Annotated in this window: 15 protein-coding genes; 13 read left to right on the top strand and 2 right to left on the bottom strand. The window is 55.0% G+C overall.

Features of this window, described 5'->3' with window-relative positions; translation table 11 throughout:
• Together ACUNV4_RS29900 and ACUNV4_RS29895 are read left to right on the top strand one after the other, a co-directional pair.
• The coding region (locus ACUNV4_RS29900) for a transposase (RefSeq protein WP_430882342.1) at window positions 1-142 on the top strand (142 nt) is incomplete at its 5' end.
• 13 nt (window positions 143-155) lie between these two features.
• Window positions 156-674 carry an adenylate/guanylate cyclase domain-containing protein gene (locus ACUNV4_RS29895; protein ID WP_430882340.1) on the top strand — a complete coding sequence of 173 codons (519 nt, stop codon included), beginning with the start codon at window positions 156-158 and terminating at the stop codon, window positions 672-674.
• Window positions 675-702: 28 nt separating this feature from the next.
• Here ACUNV4_RS29895 and ACUNV4_RS29890 read toward each other — a convergent pair whose 3' ends face one another.
• Window positions 703-1,500 carry a class I SAM-dependent methyltransferase gene (locus ACUNV4_RS29890; protein WP_430882339.1) on the bottom strand — a complete coding sequence of 266 codons (798 nt, stop codon included), beginning with the start codon at window positions 1,498-1,500 and terminating at the stop codon, window positions 703-705.
• A gap of 467 nt (window positions 1,501-1,967) precedes the next feature.
• On the opposite strand from ACUNV4_RS29890, the gene ACUNV4_RS29885 reads away from it, so the two are divergent.
• The 4 genes from ACUNV4_RS29885 to ACUNV4_RS29870 all read left to right on the top strand — a co-directional run bounded on the left by ACUNV4_RS29885 (window position 1,968) and on the right by ACUNV4_RS29870 (window position 7,997).
• A complete protein-coding gene (locus ACUNV4_RS29885) occupies window positions 1,968-4,508 on the top strand; it encodes a hypothetical protein (RefSeq protein WP_430882338.1) in 2,541 nt (846 codons plus the stop codon).
• Window positions 4,509-4,750: 242 nt separating this feature from the next.
• Window positions 4,751-5,749 carry an ISL3 family transposase gene (locus tag ACUNV4_RS29880; protein WP_430882337.1) on the top strand — a complete coding sequence of 333 codons (999 nt, stop codon included), beginning with the start codon at window positions 4,751-4,753 and terminating at the stop codon, window positions 5,747-5,749.
• Window positions 5,750-5,784: 35 nt separating this feature from the next.
• Window positions 5,785-5,991: a transposase gene (locus ACUNV4_RS29875; RefSeq protein ID WP_430882336.1), complete on the top strand. Its 207-nt coding sequence runs from the start codon at window positions 5,785-5,787 to the stop codon at window positions 5,989-5,991.
• A 188-nt stretch (window positions 5,992-6,179) separates the two neighbouring features.
• A complete protein-coding gene (locus ACUNV4_RS29870; protein WP_430882335.1) occupies window positions 6,180-7,997 on the top strand; it encodes a thrombospondin type 3 repeat-containing protein in 1,818 nt (605 codons plus the stop codon).
• A 105-nt stretch (window positions 7,998-8,102) separates the two neighbouring features.
• Here the strand turns inward: ACUNV4_RS29870 and ACUNV4_RS29865 are convergent, their stop codons facing one another.
• Entirely contained in the window at window positions 8,103-8,312 is a 210-nt protein-coding gene (locus ACUNV4_RS29865) for an excalibur calcium-binding domain-containing protein (protein WP_430882341.1), read from the bottom strand.
• Between ACUNV4_RS29865 and ACUNV4_RS29860 the strand changes: the two genes are divergently transcribed.
• The 7 genes from ACUNV4_RS29860 (at window position 8,240) to iolC (ending at window position 15,400) form a co-directional block, all read left to right on the top strand.
• A complete protein-coding gene (locus ACUNV4_RS29860) occupies window positions 8,240-8,410 on the top strand; it encodes a hypothetical protein (RefSeq protein ID WP_430882343.1) in 171 nt (56 codons plus the stop codon). The genes ACUNV4_RS29865 and ACUNV4_RS29860 overlap by 73 nt on opposite strands.
• Before the next feature lie 1,126 nt (window positions 8,411-9,536).
• Entirely contained in the window at window positions 9,537-10,499 is a 963-nt protein-coding gene (locus ACUNV4_RS29855; protein ID WP_430882334.1) for a DctP family TRAP transporter solute-binding subunit, read from the top strand.
• 52 nt (window positions 10,500-10,551) lie between these two features.
• On the top strand, window positions 10,552-11,037 hold the full coding sequence (locus tag ACUNV4_RS29850; RefSeq protein WP_430882333.1) for a TRAP transporter small permease: 486 nt from the start codon (window positions 10,552-10,554) through the stop codon (window positions 11,035-11,037).
• Window positions 11,034-12,311 carry a TRAP transporter large permease gene (locus ACUNV4_RS29845; protein WP_430882332.1) on the top strand — a complete coding sequence of 426 codons (1,278 nt, stop codon included), beginning with the start codon at window positions 11,034-11,036 and terminating at the stop codon, window positions 12,309-12,311. Before ACUNV4_RS29850 ends, ACUNV4_RS29845 begins: the two co-directional genes overlap by 4 nt.
• Before the next feature lie 2 nt (window positions 12,312-12,313).
• Window positions 12,314-13,381 (top strand): alcohol dehydrogenase catalytic domain-containing protein, encoded by a 1,068-nt coding sequence (locus ACUNV4_RS29840; protein ID WP_430882331.1) that lies wholly within the window; start codon window positions 12,314-12,316, stop codon window positions 13,379-13,381.
• A 7-nt stretch (window positions 13,382-13,388) separates the two neighbouring features.
• A complete protein-coding gene (locus ACUNV4_RS29835; protein ID WP_430882330.1) occupies window positions 13,389-14,405 on the top strand; it encodes a LacI family DNA-binding transcriptional regulator in 1,017 nt (338 codons plus the stop codon).
• Complete coding sequence (gene iolC / locus ACUNV4_RS29830; RefSeq protein WP_430882329.1) at window positions 14,402-15,400, top strand: 5-dehydro-2-deoxygluconokinase; 999 nt, start codon at window positions 14,402-14,404, stop codon at window positions 15,398-15,400. The genes ACUNV4_RS29835 and iolC overlap by 4 nt, the downstream gene beginning before the upstream one ends.
• Window positions 15,401-15,480: the final 80 nt, after the last annotated feature.

The following is a 15,480-nucleotide window of genomic DNA, read 5'->3' as shown; positions in this document are numbered from 1 at the left end:
AGGCGTCAACAGCAAGATACGAGTGATACAGCGCAAAGCCTATGGCTATCGAGACGAAGAATATCTCAAGCTCAAAACCATCGCATCATTCCTGCCGCCACTACCCAAAAACGCGAAGATTAACCCACACGAATCCGCGTAGACCCGAATCATTCATGACTGGCAATCATGGTACGGCTTCGGTCGACCGTGTCCTGGCCACCGTGTTGTTCACGGATATAGTTGATTCCACGAGGACGCTGTCAGCGATCGGAGATAGTGCATGGAAACAACTGATTTCGGCGCACCACGAAGCGGTGCGAAATGAATTGGCACTGTATCGTGGTCGAGAAATCAACACGACAGGGGATGGCTTTCTGGCGTCGTTTGACGGCCCAGCCAGAGCCATTCGATGTGCGCAATCGATTGTCTCCAATCTCAAAACGATTGGTCTGGAGGTACGAGCCGGTATTCACACCGGTGAGTGTGAAATGGTTGACGGGCAGTTGGGTGGTATAGCCGTGCACATTGGAGCCCGGATATCCGGGCTGTCCCAGAGTGGGGAAGTGCTGGTTTCGGGCACGGTTCGTGATCTGGTCGCTGGCTCCGGATTGCAATTCGTGGATAAGGGCTTGCATGAACTGAAAGGCGTTCCAGGAACATGGCCACTGTTCTCAGTTGGCGGAGTCGGATAGCGAGCTCTGATCCCGAGTCGGTTTCGTATCATTGCCCTGTTCCTTTCACAGCCCATGCTCTGGCGGCGAGCAATATCCTCCCGTCTGAATCGGTAGGCAGTCTCTCTCGCAGGCGCGACTCCAGCCTGGTTCGCGATTCCTCGTCGAGCGAAGCGCAATATCCCGGAGCTGGCGCCACATCGCTGAGAAACGGCGTCCAGTAATCGGAAAAATCCGAGAACGGTGTAGTGATATCCATCGCTGTCACATCGACGTCGCGAAGTCCGGATGATTCGAATAGTGCGTGCAGTGGTCCGGGTCGACACAGGGGAAAGCAGACGCCTTCATCCTTGTCTCGAGCCTCCGGGTTCAGTTCGACGGCGACGTCCCAGAAGTGTCGCATGAACTGCACGTGCCCGGCGTAATCCCATACATAGGCTGCGAGTGTGCCGCCTGGGTTCAACGTGCGGAGAAGCGCCTTGATCACCTTTTTCTGGTCAGATACGAAATTCAAGACCAAACCGGATACTGCGAAATCAATCTCGCCGTCATTGACTGGAATCCGATCATCCGAGCCTTGCTGGAACCTGACTCGAGCATCCACGATCTGCCGGCGTGCCGATGCAAGAAATTCCTCTGACGGTTCGATGCCGATGATCTGTCGAGGGGCACAGGAGGCAAGGATCTGGCTCGTCAGCGCACCGGTCCCGCAGCCGAAATCGAGCCAACGGGCTTGTTCAAACGGGTCGAGCCAGCGGAGAAAGCCTTCGCCAACTCGGCGGCTCCATCGACCGACATAGGCTTCGTAGGCACTGTCGTCTGTCCAGCTGTCTTGAGGTGTCGTCATTTCGGAAACTCCCTCCGACGCGTCCATTACAGAGCGTAGATCTACTCTACTACAAGGCTGGTTGTAGTACGAGCAGATTCGACAGCGAGAAGTTCTTGTTTTGCGCGAGCTCGACAGTGGTCAGATTCGCCATGCGCGAGTAGAAGCTGAGACGCGCTGGATCGGCAAGAACTGTTTGGCCGCGAAATCGAAACTTCTCATAGTGATCACCCCTGGGCCATGTCTGTACATTCATTCCGCTCAGCGGGTTATCTGCTGAGGCATGTTCGTCTGAATTCTTCGATGCTTACCTGGTGTTATCTCGCATAGCCGTAAAGAACGCCCCGCAATCGTCGATTCCTGTAGGGACCGATCAGGGGTTGTGAACAGTCAATTCGGCGCAAGTACACGAAATATTGTGCAAATGTCAGCGGTACTGCCTTCTCCTCGGTGTCGTAAATTCCCGATTCAATAACCGGAGTATTCGAGTGAGTCTAGAACGATTTGTACGTCGAGCGTCCCCTGTGGCGCTGTCATTTTTCCTGGTGGCCTGTGGCGGTGGCGGTGGAGACAATGACGCCGCGGTCGAGCCTGAGACAGGCGCCGCAGTTGGTGAAGCTGAAGGGTCGGATAACACATCTTCTCAGAGTTCCGTATCGACAGTGTCGGGTCGCGTAGCCGATGGTTACATACAAGGCGCAACTGTCTGCGTGGATCTGAATGATAACGATTCCTGTGACAATGACGAACCATCAACCGTCACAGGAGACGGCGGCGTCTATGATCTGGAAATTTCCGATGAAGCCCAAGGGAAATCGATCGTTGCGGACATCCCCGCTGAAGCCATAGATGAAGATACTGGCGAAGCTGTAGGCCAACCCCTCGTATTCATCGCGCCTGCTGATAAACCCGAATTTCTGAGTCCGATTACCACATTGATCCACCAGGAATTACGAGCGAATCCAGCGCTGGATATTGACGATGCGGAGCAGACGGTAAAAACCATCCTGGGCATCGAAGAGGCGGATATCAGCCTGTTTTCTGACTATGTGGCTGAGGGCAACGATACGAGTGGCGATGGTGCAAAGGCGGAGAAATTTCGTTATTTGCATGACACTGCTCGTGTTGTGGCGAGTCTGATGAAAGATATCGAGACGCAGGTTGAGAACGCGGCGGTGTCCAGCGGTGTCGACGTTGCAGGTAGCGGAGATACCCAGCGGGCCATTCGCGAGATTGTGCGCAGTGAAGTGCGTGATTTGTTGCCGGAGATTGCCCGACAAGTAGCAGATCTTGTCGGTCCGGGAGATACGTCGGAATCGGCGAGTGGCGATGCTGCAAGAGTTTTCAATCCCGATGACCTGGCTGTGAACCTGAGACCGGCGGATGCCACAGATGCGGTTGAAGAGCGCATAGATGCCATTCGGGATCGTGTGGAAGTGGTTCAGTCAGATATCAAACAGCTACTGACAGAGGGTGTCTACTGGATGGAGTTCGATTGCCATCATGACAACCGTTACGACGAATACGACGAATACGACGAATCGATGCACGTGGATAGCGATGAAATTTTCGACGCACTTGATGATGGAGATGCCGATGACGGTGACTACATGGGTGACGTTGATTACCCGATGGTCGATTGCAATGCCCGTTACGGTCATGTGCAGTTGAACGCTTCAGGTGATTCGCTGGTAACCGAGGACTATCTGTACGACGTCGGCTCAGGTGGATGGGTGCAGGAGAACGCTGAAGATGATTTGCACATGGCGAATTATTCGCTGGTAGAAGGAGAGTGGATACCGGTTCGCTCGGAAGGTCCTGAAGGCCAAGTGGAATTCACTGAAGACGGCACCGCTGTCATCGTCAATGACGGTGGACGGATGCAGCTGAAGGCTGTTACGCAGGATGTGGGTGGCAGAAAGGTCATCAATCATTTCTGGCAAGATGAAGTCGATACGTTGTGGTTCAGTCTGGTGGACCCAGCTGACATGTTTTCATCTGGTTCGCTGGCACACAAGATCAACGTACGGCAGACATCTCACCCCTATGTGCTGTTCAATCACCAACCTCAGGATGAACAGAGTCGGGAATATTGTGCGCAGTATCTTGACAACTGCAATGTGGTCAATGCGGTGATGGACGGTCAACATGTTGCAATTGCCACACTGGATACGGTTCGTGAATCTGCGTTGGCTGACACGAAGCTGATGATACAAGCATCCGGGGTTGGGCTGGATGGCGTCATGAAGCTCAGTGCTGAAGAATTGGACGATGGAACACTTCCTACTCGCGGAAGTGTACATTGGCAGGTGGGTTCTGAAGGCAGTCATGAGGAGTTCGGAGAAATGCTGCCCTACGAAATGGATTCTGGCGTGGGAGGCGTGGATCAATACCATACATACCCCGCAGATCATACAGGTCTGGATGAATGTGCCGCATACACAGGTTCCGATGGTGTTTTCTATCCTGATTCGCAGCCTGGCGATGGTCATGCGTCCGACACGATTTACCCGGTAGACAGTGTTGACACGGGTGAATTCGTGGGTGAGCAGGGTGCCGGAGAATCTTACAATGCCGACCATGATGAAGAGGATCCGGATTTCCATGAGCAGTACCCGGAAGGTTCGGATGCTGACCATGAAGAAACAGACTTCCCCGTCAAGCCCGAATGTACTGATTGGATTGCGCGAACAGGGATTGATACAGACGATATCGACTACTCGGAAGTACGTACGACTGGTGACGATGGGCACCCGGGAGATGGGGGCGACATGGATGAATTGGCGGTCAGTGAATGGAAGCTGATCGAAATCGATGGTGTGAAGATGATCGAAATCGAATTGCCTGGCGTGTTTCGGCAAGAGTCGGACGACGATAACGGCGAATCCATGCTGCTGATAGAGCATGATGGGTTTGTTCGCTTGGGAGCCAGAATGGCCGAGGATTTCGTGGAACGAGTCATCACTTACAACGAAACAGCACTGACCACATTGAAGTCGATCGTGGAGATGGGAATCGAGAGCAAATGATGATTACCTGTACCCAGTGTGCGGCGGCAGTTCTAGCAGACTCAGCAGTGGTTGATTGAATTTGCCAGACAAGCGGGTGGTCCGACCAAGGTCGGGCCCTCCCTTTTTTCCTTGAAGGACTAAGGCAGGAATTAGGTTCTATCCGGATCTCGCAACGGCTTGAGAGAGGCATCGGGTAGCTGAAGAGGCCATGGATCTTCAGGTAACGTTGGAGTTGCGAAACATCAACCTCCATCAGACCCATGGCCAGCCTCAAGACTATCGCACGATTGCTCAAACTCAAAGAGCTCAAGCTCGTCGACTTTTCCTTTCATCGGGACAAGCTCGTTCGGCTGTACGTCAGATCCTTCAAGAACGGGTGCCGCTGCCCCGACTGCGACCGCCGGTGCAAGATTGTCCGTACCCGCCCCAAGCTGCGCGAGTGGCGGGATCTGAGTGTAGGCGGACACCGCTTGGTGTTCTGCTATTTCCCCAGGGAGATCCACTGCCCGACCCATGGTCGCTGCGAAGAGAATATTCCCTGGGCGGCCCCTCATTCGCGCATCACCTACCGCTTCGAGCACAGCCTGTTCAGCCTCTGCCAGAGCATGACACAGAAGGCGGCAGCGAAGCTGCTTCAGACCGCACCCTCAACGCTTTCGGACCTGCTGCATCGAAGCATCGAGCGACATCGTCATGGTCACAGGATCCGAGGCCTGCGTACTCTCGGTATCGACGAGATCTCCTACCACAAGCGCCACAAGTACGCGACGCTGATCTACGATCTAGATACGTCCAAGGTGATCTGGATCGGCAAGGGCAGAGGCCGAGACACGATAGACCGTTTCTTCACCGAAGCGCTCAGCCCCTGGCAACGCCAGCAGGTCCGTGCCGCCTGCTGCGACATGAGTGCAAGCTATATCGGCGCCATCCGCGAACATTGCCCTCAAGCCACTCTCGTGCTCGATCGCTTCCATATCGTCAAGGCCCTCAACGAGGCCGTCGACCAGGTGAGAAAGCAGGCCTGGCGGGAGGCATCGAAACACGACAAGAAGGCGGTCAAGGGGCTGCGCTGGATGCTCTATCGACATTCGAGTACCCGCTCGCGCGCCGACACAGCCGCCCTGAAGGCACTGGAGAAGAGCAACCGGCGAATCTATCGTGCTTGGCGGCTCAAGGACGAGTTCGAGCAACTGTGGAATTATCGCAGCCGGTGGGGGCGAAACGTTTTCTCAAGCGTTGGACACGAAGTGCGCTACTGAGCCGCATCGAACCGATACGCCGGTTTGTCAAAACCGTGCGCAAGCATCTCGATGCGGTGATTGCCTACAGCGATACGCGTCTGACGAACGCGATCAGCGAGGGCATCAACCGCATTGCCAAGATCGTGAAGAACCGAGCCAGTGGCTTCCGTCACCTGGAAGCCTTTGCCGACATGATCCTCCTCACCATTGGGGATGTGGACATTCCTGCACAGATCCCGCGCCGTTTCCGTACATGCTGACTACATCGGAAAGGCCTTGCGGCATAGCATGAACCGAGGATCGACTCGTTGCGAAACCCGGATATAGCCAAAAAAGATCATGTCCCTGTAAGTTCTGTTGGTCGAAGGCCAATTAAAATTTTGTTGGAAAGCGAATATCTGATAACCTCCGACAGAATTGCAACTGTGAAACTGAGAGGTCTGGTTTGATGCATACGATGCGAGCATGGAATTACTCGATCATATTGATTGCGGCGAATGCATTCGTCGTGACTAGCACGTACGCCGCACCTGGTGACTTTGCCAATACGAATCAGTTGCTGGATGCAGTCCCCTTGACACCGAATTGTTCGACTCCTACAAATTGTTTTGATTTCAGTCTGGAGGCGGTCCTTCGAGATATCGACGATGACGGTGATCTGGATGCCATTGTATTGAATGCACATCATCAGTATGGACCAACCGGGGTATGGCTCAACGATGGCTTTGGTTTCTTTACAGAAGGGTTGGCGTTCGGTCCTGCAGGTATGGATATGGATATGGGGGATCTGGACGGTGATGGCGACGACGATGTCATCTTCATAAACAATAGTTATGGTGGTGTTGAAAGTGAAGTCTGGATGAATGATGGCGCCGGGGCGTTCTGGAAATCGCATATGTTCAGCACTGTATGTACCGCAGCGTGTCAAGTGGAGCTGGCAGATCTGGACGGAGATGGAGATCTCGATGCGTTCATGGGCGGGGCCTACGGGTCGCAGGTGTTTTTGAACGACGGCAGCGGAGAGTATGCAACTACGGGTCAAAGCCTGGATGCGGGGTATTACATCAGTCTTGCAGACATGGACGGTGATGGAGATGTCGATGTCTATTCGTCCAATAACACGGGCGGCACCGTATTGCTCAACGACGGTGCTGGATTCTTCGTCTCTTCAGGGCAGTCGGGTTTGGACAGCGGCCTGGTAGATTTGGGGGATGTTGATGGAGACGGTGACAATGACGTTTTACTCAGTCGCGTTAATGGCTCTTTTACCAAGATCTGGCTAAACGATGGTTTCGGATTCTTGACGGATACGTTGCAGAACAATTTCGGCACTAGCGGTACCGAGGTGGCATTGTTAGATCTCGATGGTGATGGTGATCTCGATGCGTTCCTGCTTGAATTTGGAGGGAATTCGCGTGTTCTGTCAAACGACGGTAGTGGAATATTTACGTTCTCACAAACACTAGCTACTAATGGTCTGGGAATAGACTTTGGGGATCTTAATGATGATGGGTCACCCGATATATTCGTTGCTAGAGGAAGACAGGCAAATGAAGTCTGGTTATCTGAGCCGGGTACTGGTGGCGATAGTGACGGAGATGGTATGTCGGACGATGTCGATAACTGTCCAGACGATTTCAATGCAGACCAGGCCGACTTTGATGACAACGGTATAGGCGATGCGTGTGAAGACACAGATTCTGACACTGTGTTGGACATTGACGATAATTGTCCAATTGTGGCCAATCCGACTCAGGGCGACTCTGATGGTGATGGGACTGGCGATGCTTGTGAATCGGATACAGATGAAGACACGGTTATAGATGATGTCGATAACTGTCCGACTATTTCTAACGCTGATCAAGCCGATGCCGATGGTGATGGTACCGGTGATGTCTGCGAAATTGACACCGATGGGGACGGAGTCATAGATGACATTGATAATTGCCCACTCATCGCCAACTCGGATCAGGTCAATACTGACAGTGATTCTGATGGCAATGTCTGTGACATTGATGATGATAACGATGGTGTTTTGGACGACGAGCCGGACAGCTGTGATGCAACAGAATCAGGCGGCATAGTGAATAGTGATGGTTGCTCTATCGCTCAGTTGTGCCCCGCGGACGATACTTGGAAAAACCATGGTAGTTATGTGAGTTGTGTTTCCCGCGCGGCAAAAGATTTTCAAAAGGCTGGGCTTCTCAGCCAAGGTGAGAAAAGCCAATTGGTTTCTACTGCTGCGCAATCCGATGTGGGTAAATAGCACCGTAGAAAAACAGCTCTAATCGTTGATAGTGCGAGCCTCGCTCCAGCCTGGAGCGGTGCTTCGACGCGTCGTTATTGACCCTGCGCTGACCAGTGGTCATCACTATGGCAGTGACTCGCAGGCCACGCCATCTTTGTCTCCATCAAGACGGTGTGGATCACCTGGTCTCGATGCTTCGAACACACGTTGAGCCTCAGCCTGAGTGGCGAAGTCGCTGCAATTGTAGTCATCAGTCTGACTTGGCTGTGGCTGTGGCTGTGGCTGTGGCTGTGGTTGTGGCTGTGGCTGTGGTTGTGGCTCGGGCTCAGGAATTGGCTCAGGTTGTGGTACCGGCTCAGGTTCGGGTATCGGCTCTGGTTCGGGTATCGGCTCTGGTTCGGGTATCGGCTCTGGTTGTGGTTCAGGTGTAACCACCACCGGCACAATCGCAGGCACCTGGATCGCCGGACCACCGTACACATAAGTTGCCCGGCAACCACTGAATGATTGACTGAATTCGAAGACCACAGTTGTTTCTATGCCAGCCCAGTCAAGCAAGGCTGTGTCTATCGGTCCGCCCTCGGTTGACGCGGTGTTTTCACGATCAGTGGGTAGTCCGTAAAGTTCCAGTGCCAGGTTGATCAGCCCCGTACAGTCAGTATCTGTCGGGTCAGCGACTACAACGCGTGCAGTCCCCTCGTTCTGAGGTGGGGCAATGGGTTCTGGTTCTGGTTCTGGTTCTGGAACGGGCTCGGGTGCAGGTTCTTCCTCCTCGACGGGAGGCAGTGTCGGTGTGGTCGGTTCGGAAGGTGGCGTCTCCGTTGGTGACGGAATAGGCTCGAATGGATTGATTGCATCATCCTGAGGGATAACAACATCGGAGTCGTTTGAATCTCCGCTACCGCCCCCGCATCCAATCAGATAAAAGGTCGCCGTTAACAGCGCTAGAGTCGTACGAGTCATTGTCTTGATGATTTTCCGGCTTTCCGTCTCCAGGAATGCAGTGGAAATTAGGTCAAAAAGAGGTTACATGTCCAGCGAATATATTGAATCGTTCCAAATAAAGACGATGGAGGAAAAGAGGCTTGCTGTAAACGAGATTGGTCTCTTCAGTCTGGAAGCGATCTCAGCTAACGAATGCTCTTCACGCTGAATTCAACGGTAGTGCTCTCTCATTCGAGATAAATTTGTCGGTATGGATAATAAAAAATATTCTGATTGTCAATATGGTAGCTAACAGTTCAAACCGCGAGCTTACCCGGCCTTCGCGATCAAGAAATATCGGTCTATTGCAGGGCACGTTGATCAAGAAGTGTCTTTATAATCAAGTGGGCTGACAGGGGAGAGATTCCCCGGATGCATGGGTAACAACGTTTTACCGCCGCCACGCCGTCATCGGTTCACTCGTCCTCCCTATCCCTCAGCTCCCCAACCCTCACCACCATCCCACCATCTGATTTTACAGTGCAAAAATTGCACAAATAAACATCTGAATCCCGCGAAAACCAACGTTTTCCTCTGATAGCATGCACATTTTGCACCCCGGAGGAATACACCATGAAGAAGATCTGCACCCTTGCCGTCGTAACGCTTGCTGCTGTCGCAGGCCCCGCACTGGCCCAACAAACCATCAAGTTCGCACACGTATACGAGGCCAACACCTTGTACAACGAAGCCGCGCTGTGGATCGCTGACGAGATTGAAGCGCGTAGTGATGGCGCTTATGAAGTCGATGTTTTCCCCAGCTCGCAGTTGGGCAACGAAGAGACAATCACTGAAGGACTGCAGATCGGATCCATCCAGATGGCCTACACCGGTCCTACTTTCCTGGGACAGTTCCACAAGCCCATGGCTATCTCCGAAGCGCCTTTTATCTGGAAGGACTACGACCATTGGAAGACCTACCAGGACAGCGATATCTTCGCTGATGTATCTCAGGGCTACATGGACAAGACCGGCAACAAGGTGACGTCCATCCTGTACTTCGGATCACGTCAGACCAGCTCCAAGGAACGCATCGATACGCCTGAAGACATGAAAGGCATGAAGATTCGTGTGGCCAATGCACCGTTGTGGAAGATCTACCCCACAGCCGTTGGCGCCAACCCGACGCCTATCTCGTTTGCCGAGGTGTACCTGGCCTTGCAACAAGGCGTGGTAGAGGGGCAGGAGAACCCGATTACCATCATCGAATCCAACAAGTTCTATGAAGTGCAGAACTTCGTTGCCAAGACAAGCCACATCACATCATCGGTGGTCTCTGTCATCGGCGGACCTCTGTGGAGCAAGCTGTCAGAAGAAGACCGTGCGCTGTTCACCGAAGTGACCAAGGAAGCCTCAGCCCTGTTCTCCGACAAGGTGTATGCCCGTGAAGAAGAGCTGTTTGACAAGTTCAAGGCAGGCGATGACGTTGAAATCGTGGAAGTCGATCGCGCACCTTTCGCCGAGCTGGTCATTCCGGCCGTCAAGGCCGAGTGGGGCGAAGAGCTGGTCAATAGCGTAACGGCACTGGCTGACTGATAAACCCTGCGGGAGGGCGCGATGCCTTCCCGCGCTTACCGCGAGCCACATCATGCGCAGTCGTGTATCTAACGTTTTGGGAGTGATCAGCGAAAGCGGATTGCTGCTTGCTTTCTGGACACTCGGTGGAGTGGTCTTCGCACAATTCTTCTTTCGCTATTTCCTGAACATGCCCTTGGGCTGGACGGAAGAGCTCGCTCGTTATCTTCTGATCCTCACCGCATTCCTCGGGTTGCCGGTCGTGACTCGCCGAGGTGAACATATCGCCATCGAGATGCTGGCCGATTCCTTGCCCACGAACGCACGCCGCTGGTTGCTGGCGGCCGGTGAGCTATTCGTTGTCATTATCGTTGGCGTGCTGGCCTGGCAGGCCAAGGCCCTGATTGCACTCTCTTCTCAGACCATGAGCTCCATGCCGCTTCCTAAATCGATCATCTATTACGTGGTACTCGTGGGGCTGCTGCTCCAGTTGGTTGCCAGCATCAATCGCCTGGTCGAGCTGGTTAAACCAGCCACCGCGAAGGACACCCAGTCATGAGTATCCTGTTTGTCTCTCTCATCGTGCTGCTGGTACTGGGCCTGCCTGTGGGCTTTGCCCTGGTCGGGGCATCGATGACCTATCTCTTGCTGACCGAAGGCCTGGGTACACCACAGGTTCTGTTTCGCATGATCAACGGTGTCGACAGCTTTACGCTGCTGGCCATTCCGTTCTTCATTCTGGCAGGTTCGGTCATGAACGTCGGTGGTGTCACCGAACGAATCTTTGCCTTCGCCAACTCACTGGTTGGCTGGATGAAAGGCGGGCTAGGACACGTCAATGTGGCCGCCAGCGTCATCTTCTCCGGTATGTCCGGTGCGGCTGTGGCCGATGTTGGTGGTCTTGGCGCCATCGAGATCAAGGCCATGCGTGAAGCCGGCTACGACGATGATTTCTCTATCGGCATCACCGGTGCCAGTTCCATCATTGGCCCGCTGATTCCGCCTTCATTGCCATTGATCATCTATGGCGTGGTCGCCTCCGAGTCCATCGGGCGGCTGTTCCTCGCCGGTATCGTGCCGGGTGTGATGCTGGCCGCTCTGATGAGTCTCACCATCTACGTGGTGGCCCGTCGACGCAACTACCAGCCCAGCACACCGTTTGACGTCAAGCTTGTATTGTCTACCGGGCGCAAGGCCCTGTTCCCGCTGTTGACGCCGGTGATCATCATTGGCGGCATCATGACCGGTGTCTTCACCTCGACAGAAGCAGCAGTTGCAGCTTCGGCCTATGCCATCCTGCTGAGCACGCTGGTGTTCCGGTCAATGAGTTTTGCGGACTTCATCCGTATCAGTCGTGAGACGGCAAGCACCACCAGTTCCATTCTGATCATCGTGGCAGGCTCTGCCATCTTCTCCTGGTTGTTGACGGCCAATAATGTCGGCGAGCTGGTCAATAGCCTGGTGACAGGCATCACCGAGAGCCCTTGGGTATTCCTGCTGCTGGTCGCTGGTGTCACGCTGATTGTCGGTTGTTTCCTGGACATGATCGCCGCCATTACCATCCTGGTGCCAATCCTGCTGCCCACCGCGAATTCACTGGGGATCGATCCCATCCACTTCGGCATCTTCTTCATGTTCAATCTGATGCTGGGGCTGCTGACGCCGCCGGTGGGCATGGTAATTTTTGTGCTGGCGAAGGTGGCCAATGTTACCCCCGCATTCGTGAGCCGCAGTCTGCTGCTGTTTGCCTTGCCTCTCATTCTGGCGCTGTTGGCATTGTTGTTCTTTCCAGCGCTGAGTACCGCTTTACCCGATTTTCTGAAAGGAGCCTGATCGTGAACTCGCAGTCAATTACGACCACCATGGGTGCGGTCTTGTACGGTGCCGAAGACCTTCGCTACCAATCCCTGCCGGTCGAAGCACTGGAACCGGGTGCCGTGCGTATTCGATTGGGGGCTGCCGGAATCTGTGGTTCCGACCAACACTATTTCCGCCACGGTCGCATGGGCCCCTTCGTGCTGAAAACGCCGTTTGCTCTGGGTCATGAGATGAGTGGCGATGTCATCGAGGCGGGAGGTGAGGTGAAGGATCTGGCGGTGGGTGATCGCGTCGTGATCGACCCGGCACTGACCTGTGGGCATTGTGCGGGCTGCCGGGCAGGACGAGCCAATCTGTGTGCCAACGTCCAGTTCATGGGTTCGGCCAGTCACGATCCGCACCTGCACGGCGGCTATCGCGACAGCTTTACGGTGAGTGCTGTTCGCTGCGTCAAGGTGCCGGTGGCGACGCCCCACAACATTCTGGCGGTGACCGAGCCCTTGTCGGTTGCCGTACACGCGGTAGAGCGTGCAGGGCCGCTGCTGGGGCGCTCTGTCCTGATCACGGGAGGAGGCACCATCGGCTCGCTGATTGCGGCGACAGCAAAGGCTGCAGGTGCTGCGCGCATCTGCGTCTCTGACCCGAGTACCTTTCGTCGCAGCATTGCCCTGCAGATGGGGGCGACCGATGTCATCGACGCGAATGACAGGGCCGTGATCGACGCGATGGATGCGGCCGGTGGGGAATTCGATATCGGCTTCGAGGCCTCGGGACATACCGCGGCCTTCAACGATGTGATCCGTCTGGTGCTCCGCGGTGGCAAGGCGGTGCTGGTCGGGATGATCTCTTCCCAGGAATGCGCGGTGCCGTTCAACCAGATGACGACGCGGGAAATCGACTTGATATCGACATTCCGGCAGAATGGGGTTTTTGCTCGTTCAGCGCATATGCTCGTCAGCGGTGCCGTTGATCCACGACCCATACTGACTGGTGCGTTCGAGTTGGCAGATGTGCAGGCCGCCTTCAACGCCTCATTCAATTCCGAGCGGCATTTGAAAGTGTTGTTGAACGGTCCAGCCGGGTAGAGACACGATGTCCGAACGCATAACCGCCCACGATATAGCCGAACGACTGTCTGTCTCCCGCTCTACCGTGTCGCGGGCGTTCGATCCGAACTCCCGAATTTCTCCGGATGTGCGCCGGCGCATACTGAAAATGGCGCATGAAATCGGTTACCGTCCAACGGTGGCCTCCCGGCTGGTGATGCGAGAGTACCCGCATGTCATCGCCCTGATTGTTCGTGATATCACGAACCCGGTGCGGGCCACGATCATGACGCGTCTGATTCGTGAGTTCGAACGTGAAGGGACGCTACCGCTGGTGTTTCAGGTACCCAATGCGCGCATTGCCAGCACCCGGGCGGAGACCATCATGGGCTATCTGCCGTCGGCTGTGGTCATGTCGGGATTCATGCCGCAGGCGAGTCTGCTGACCCAGTGCTCTCAGCGCAGCATACCGGCCCTGGTGATCAACCGAGGCCAGACGGTGGGGCTGGCTGCCAACTATGTCACCAGTGATCACTACGCGGGCGGTATGGCGGCTGCTCGGTTTCTGACGAAGGCTGGCTGTCAGCGCATTGCCTTTGTGTCCGGCCACTCGGGGGTCGTAAATGCGGACCCGAGTGAGGCAAGGATAGAGGGTTTTCTGGCAGGTCTGGATGAGGCCGGCAGTGTTGCGGTTGCCGCCTACGAAGGCGATCACAGCTACGAAAGCGGAGTGAAGGCAGCAGACAAGTTCTTCGGCGCGCCCAACCCGCCCGATGGCGTGTTCTGCGGTAATGACATGATGGCCATGGGCTTCAAGGACACGGCTCGTGAGACCTACGGCATGAACGCACCGCAGGACTACCAGCTGATTGGTTACGACAATATCGAAATGGCCAACTGGACGGCGTATCGTCTGTCCACCGTGGCGCAGAACATGGATGCGGTGTTGGAGGCGACGGTGCAGGGCATCCGTCAACTGCTGCAAGACCCGGAAACGCCGGTGCGTGTGACCTTGCCCGTCGACTTGATTGAACGCAGTACCACTTCAGGAAATGAACCATGAGCAGCTCGACCCTCTCCGCACGCAAGCGTTTCATTGTTGTTGGACGTGCGGGTATGGACCTGTACCCGGAACCTGCGGGAACCAAGATTGCCGATGCCACGCAGTTCTCCGCGCAGCTGGGCGGCTCGGCGGCCAACATAGCAGCGGGTCTGTCACGCCTCGGAGCTGACGTTGCGCTGTTGACGGCCTTGTCCGACGACCCGGTAGGACGCTTCTGTCTAAAGCAGTTGGCGGTACACGGTATCGATAGTTCACTGGTGCAGGCATCGGGTGCAGAGACACGCAGTTCACTGGCCTTGTCAGAGTCTCGCATTGAAGATCATGAAACGCTGATCTATCGCAACGGTGCCGCAGACTTTGACCTGGATGCCTCGAGTATTCAGGCGCTGGACCTTGCGGGTATCACCGCTGTCGTGATTACGGGTACCGCCTTGGCACGCGAACCGTCACGTACGGCGGTGTTCCTGCTGATCGAGAAGGCACGTGAGGCTGGCATCGATGTCGTGCTCGATGTGGATTACCGACCCTATTCCTGGGCGAGTGTGGAACAGGCCAGTAGCATCTGCAGCGAGGCGGCACGGAACAGCACGATTCTGGTGGGCAATGAGGAAGAATTTGCCGTGCTCGCAGGAGACACTGACTTGTCTGCAGAGCATGGGCGACACCTGGCCAAGGCCGGTGTCGAGATCTGCATCTACAAGATGGGCGGCGAGGGCGCGATATCCTTTCAGGGTGAGCGTGAAATCCGCACCGGTGTCTTCCCCGTGGAGGCACTCAAACCCGTCGGGGCGGGGGATGCCTTCATGGCATCGTTTCTCAGCTCACACTACGATGGAGAGCCGTTAACAGACTGCGTGACACAAGGCTCTGCCGCGGCGGCCCTGGTGGTCACTCGAAAAGGTTGCTCTGATGCCATGCCGACCACCGATGAACTCGCTGAATTCATGTCGAATCGCACGATGGTCATCAACGATACGCGGTGTTTGTCAACATAGTTGCGCGTTAAATCAGGATACAGCTTGCACCTTTTTCTCGGGGTTCAGCGCCATGACCGGCTGATGATCCCAGTTCCGTG

The organism is Granulosicoccus sp. 3-233, assembly GCF_052681095.1.
The sequence above is the reverse complement of the archived record's forward strand: the minus strand, read 5'-3'. Positions and strand labels throughout refer to the sequence as shown.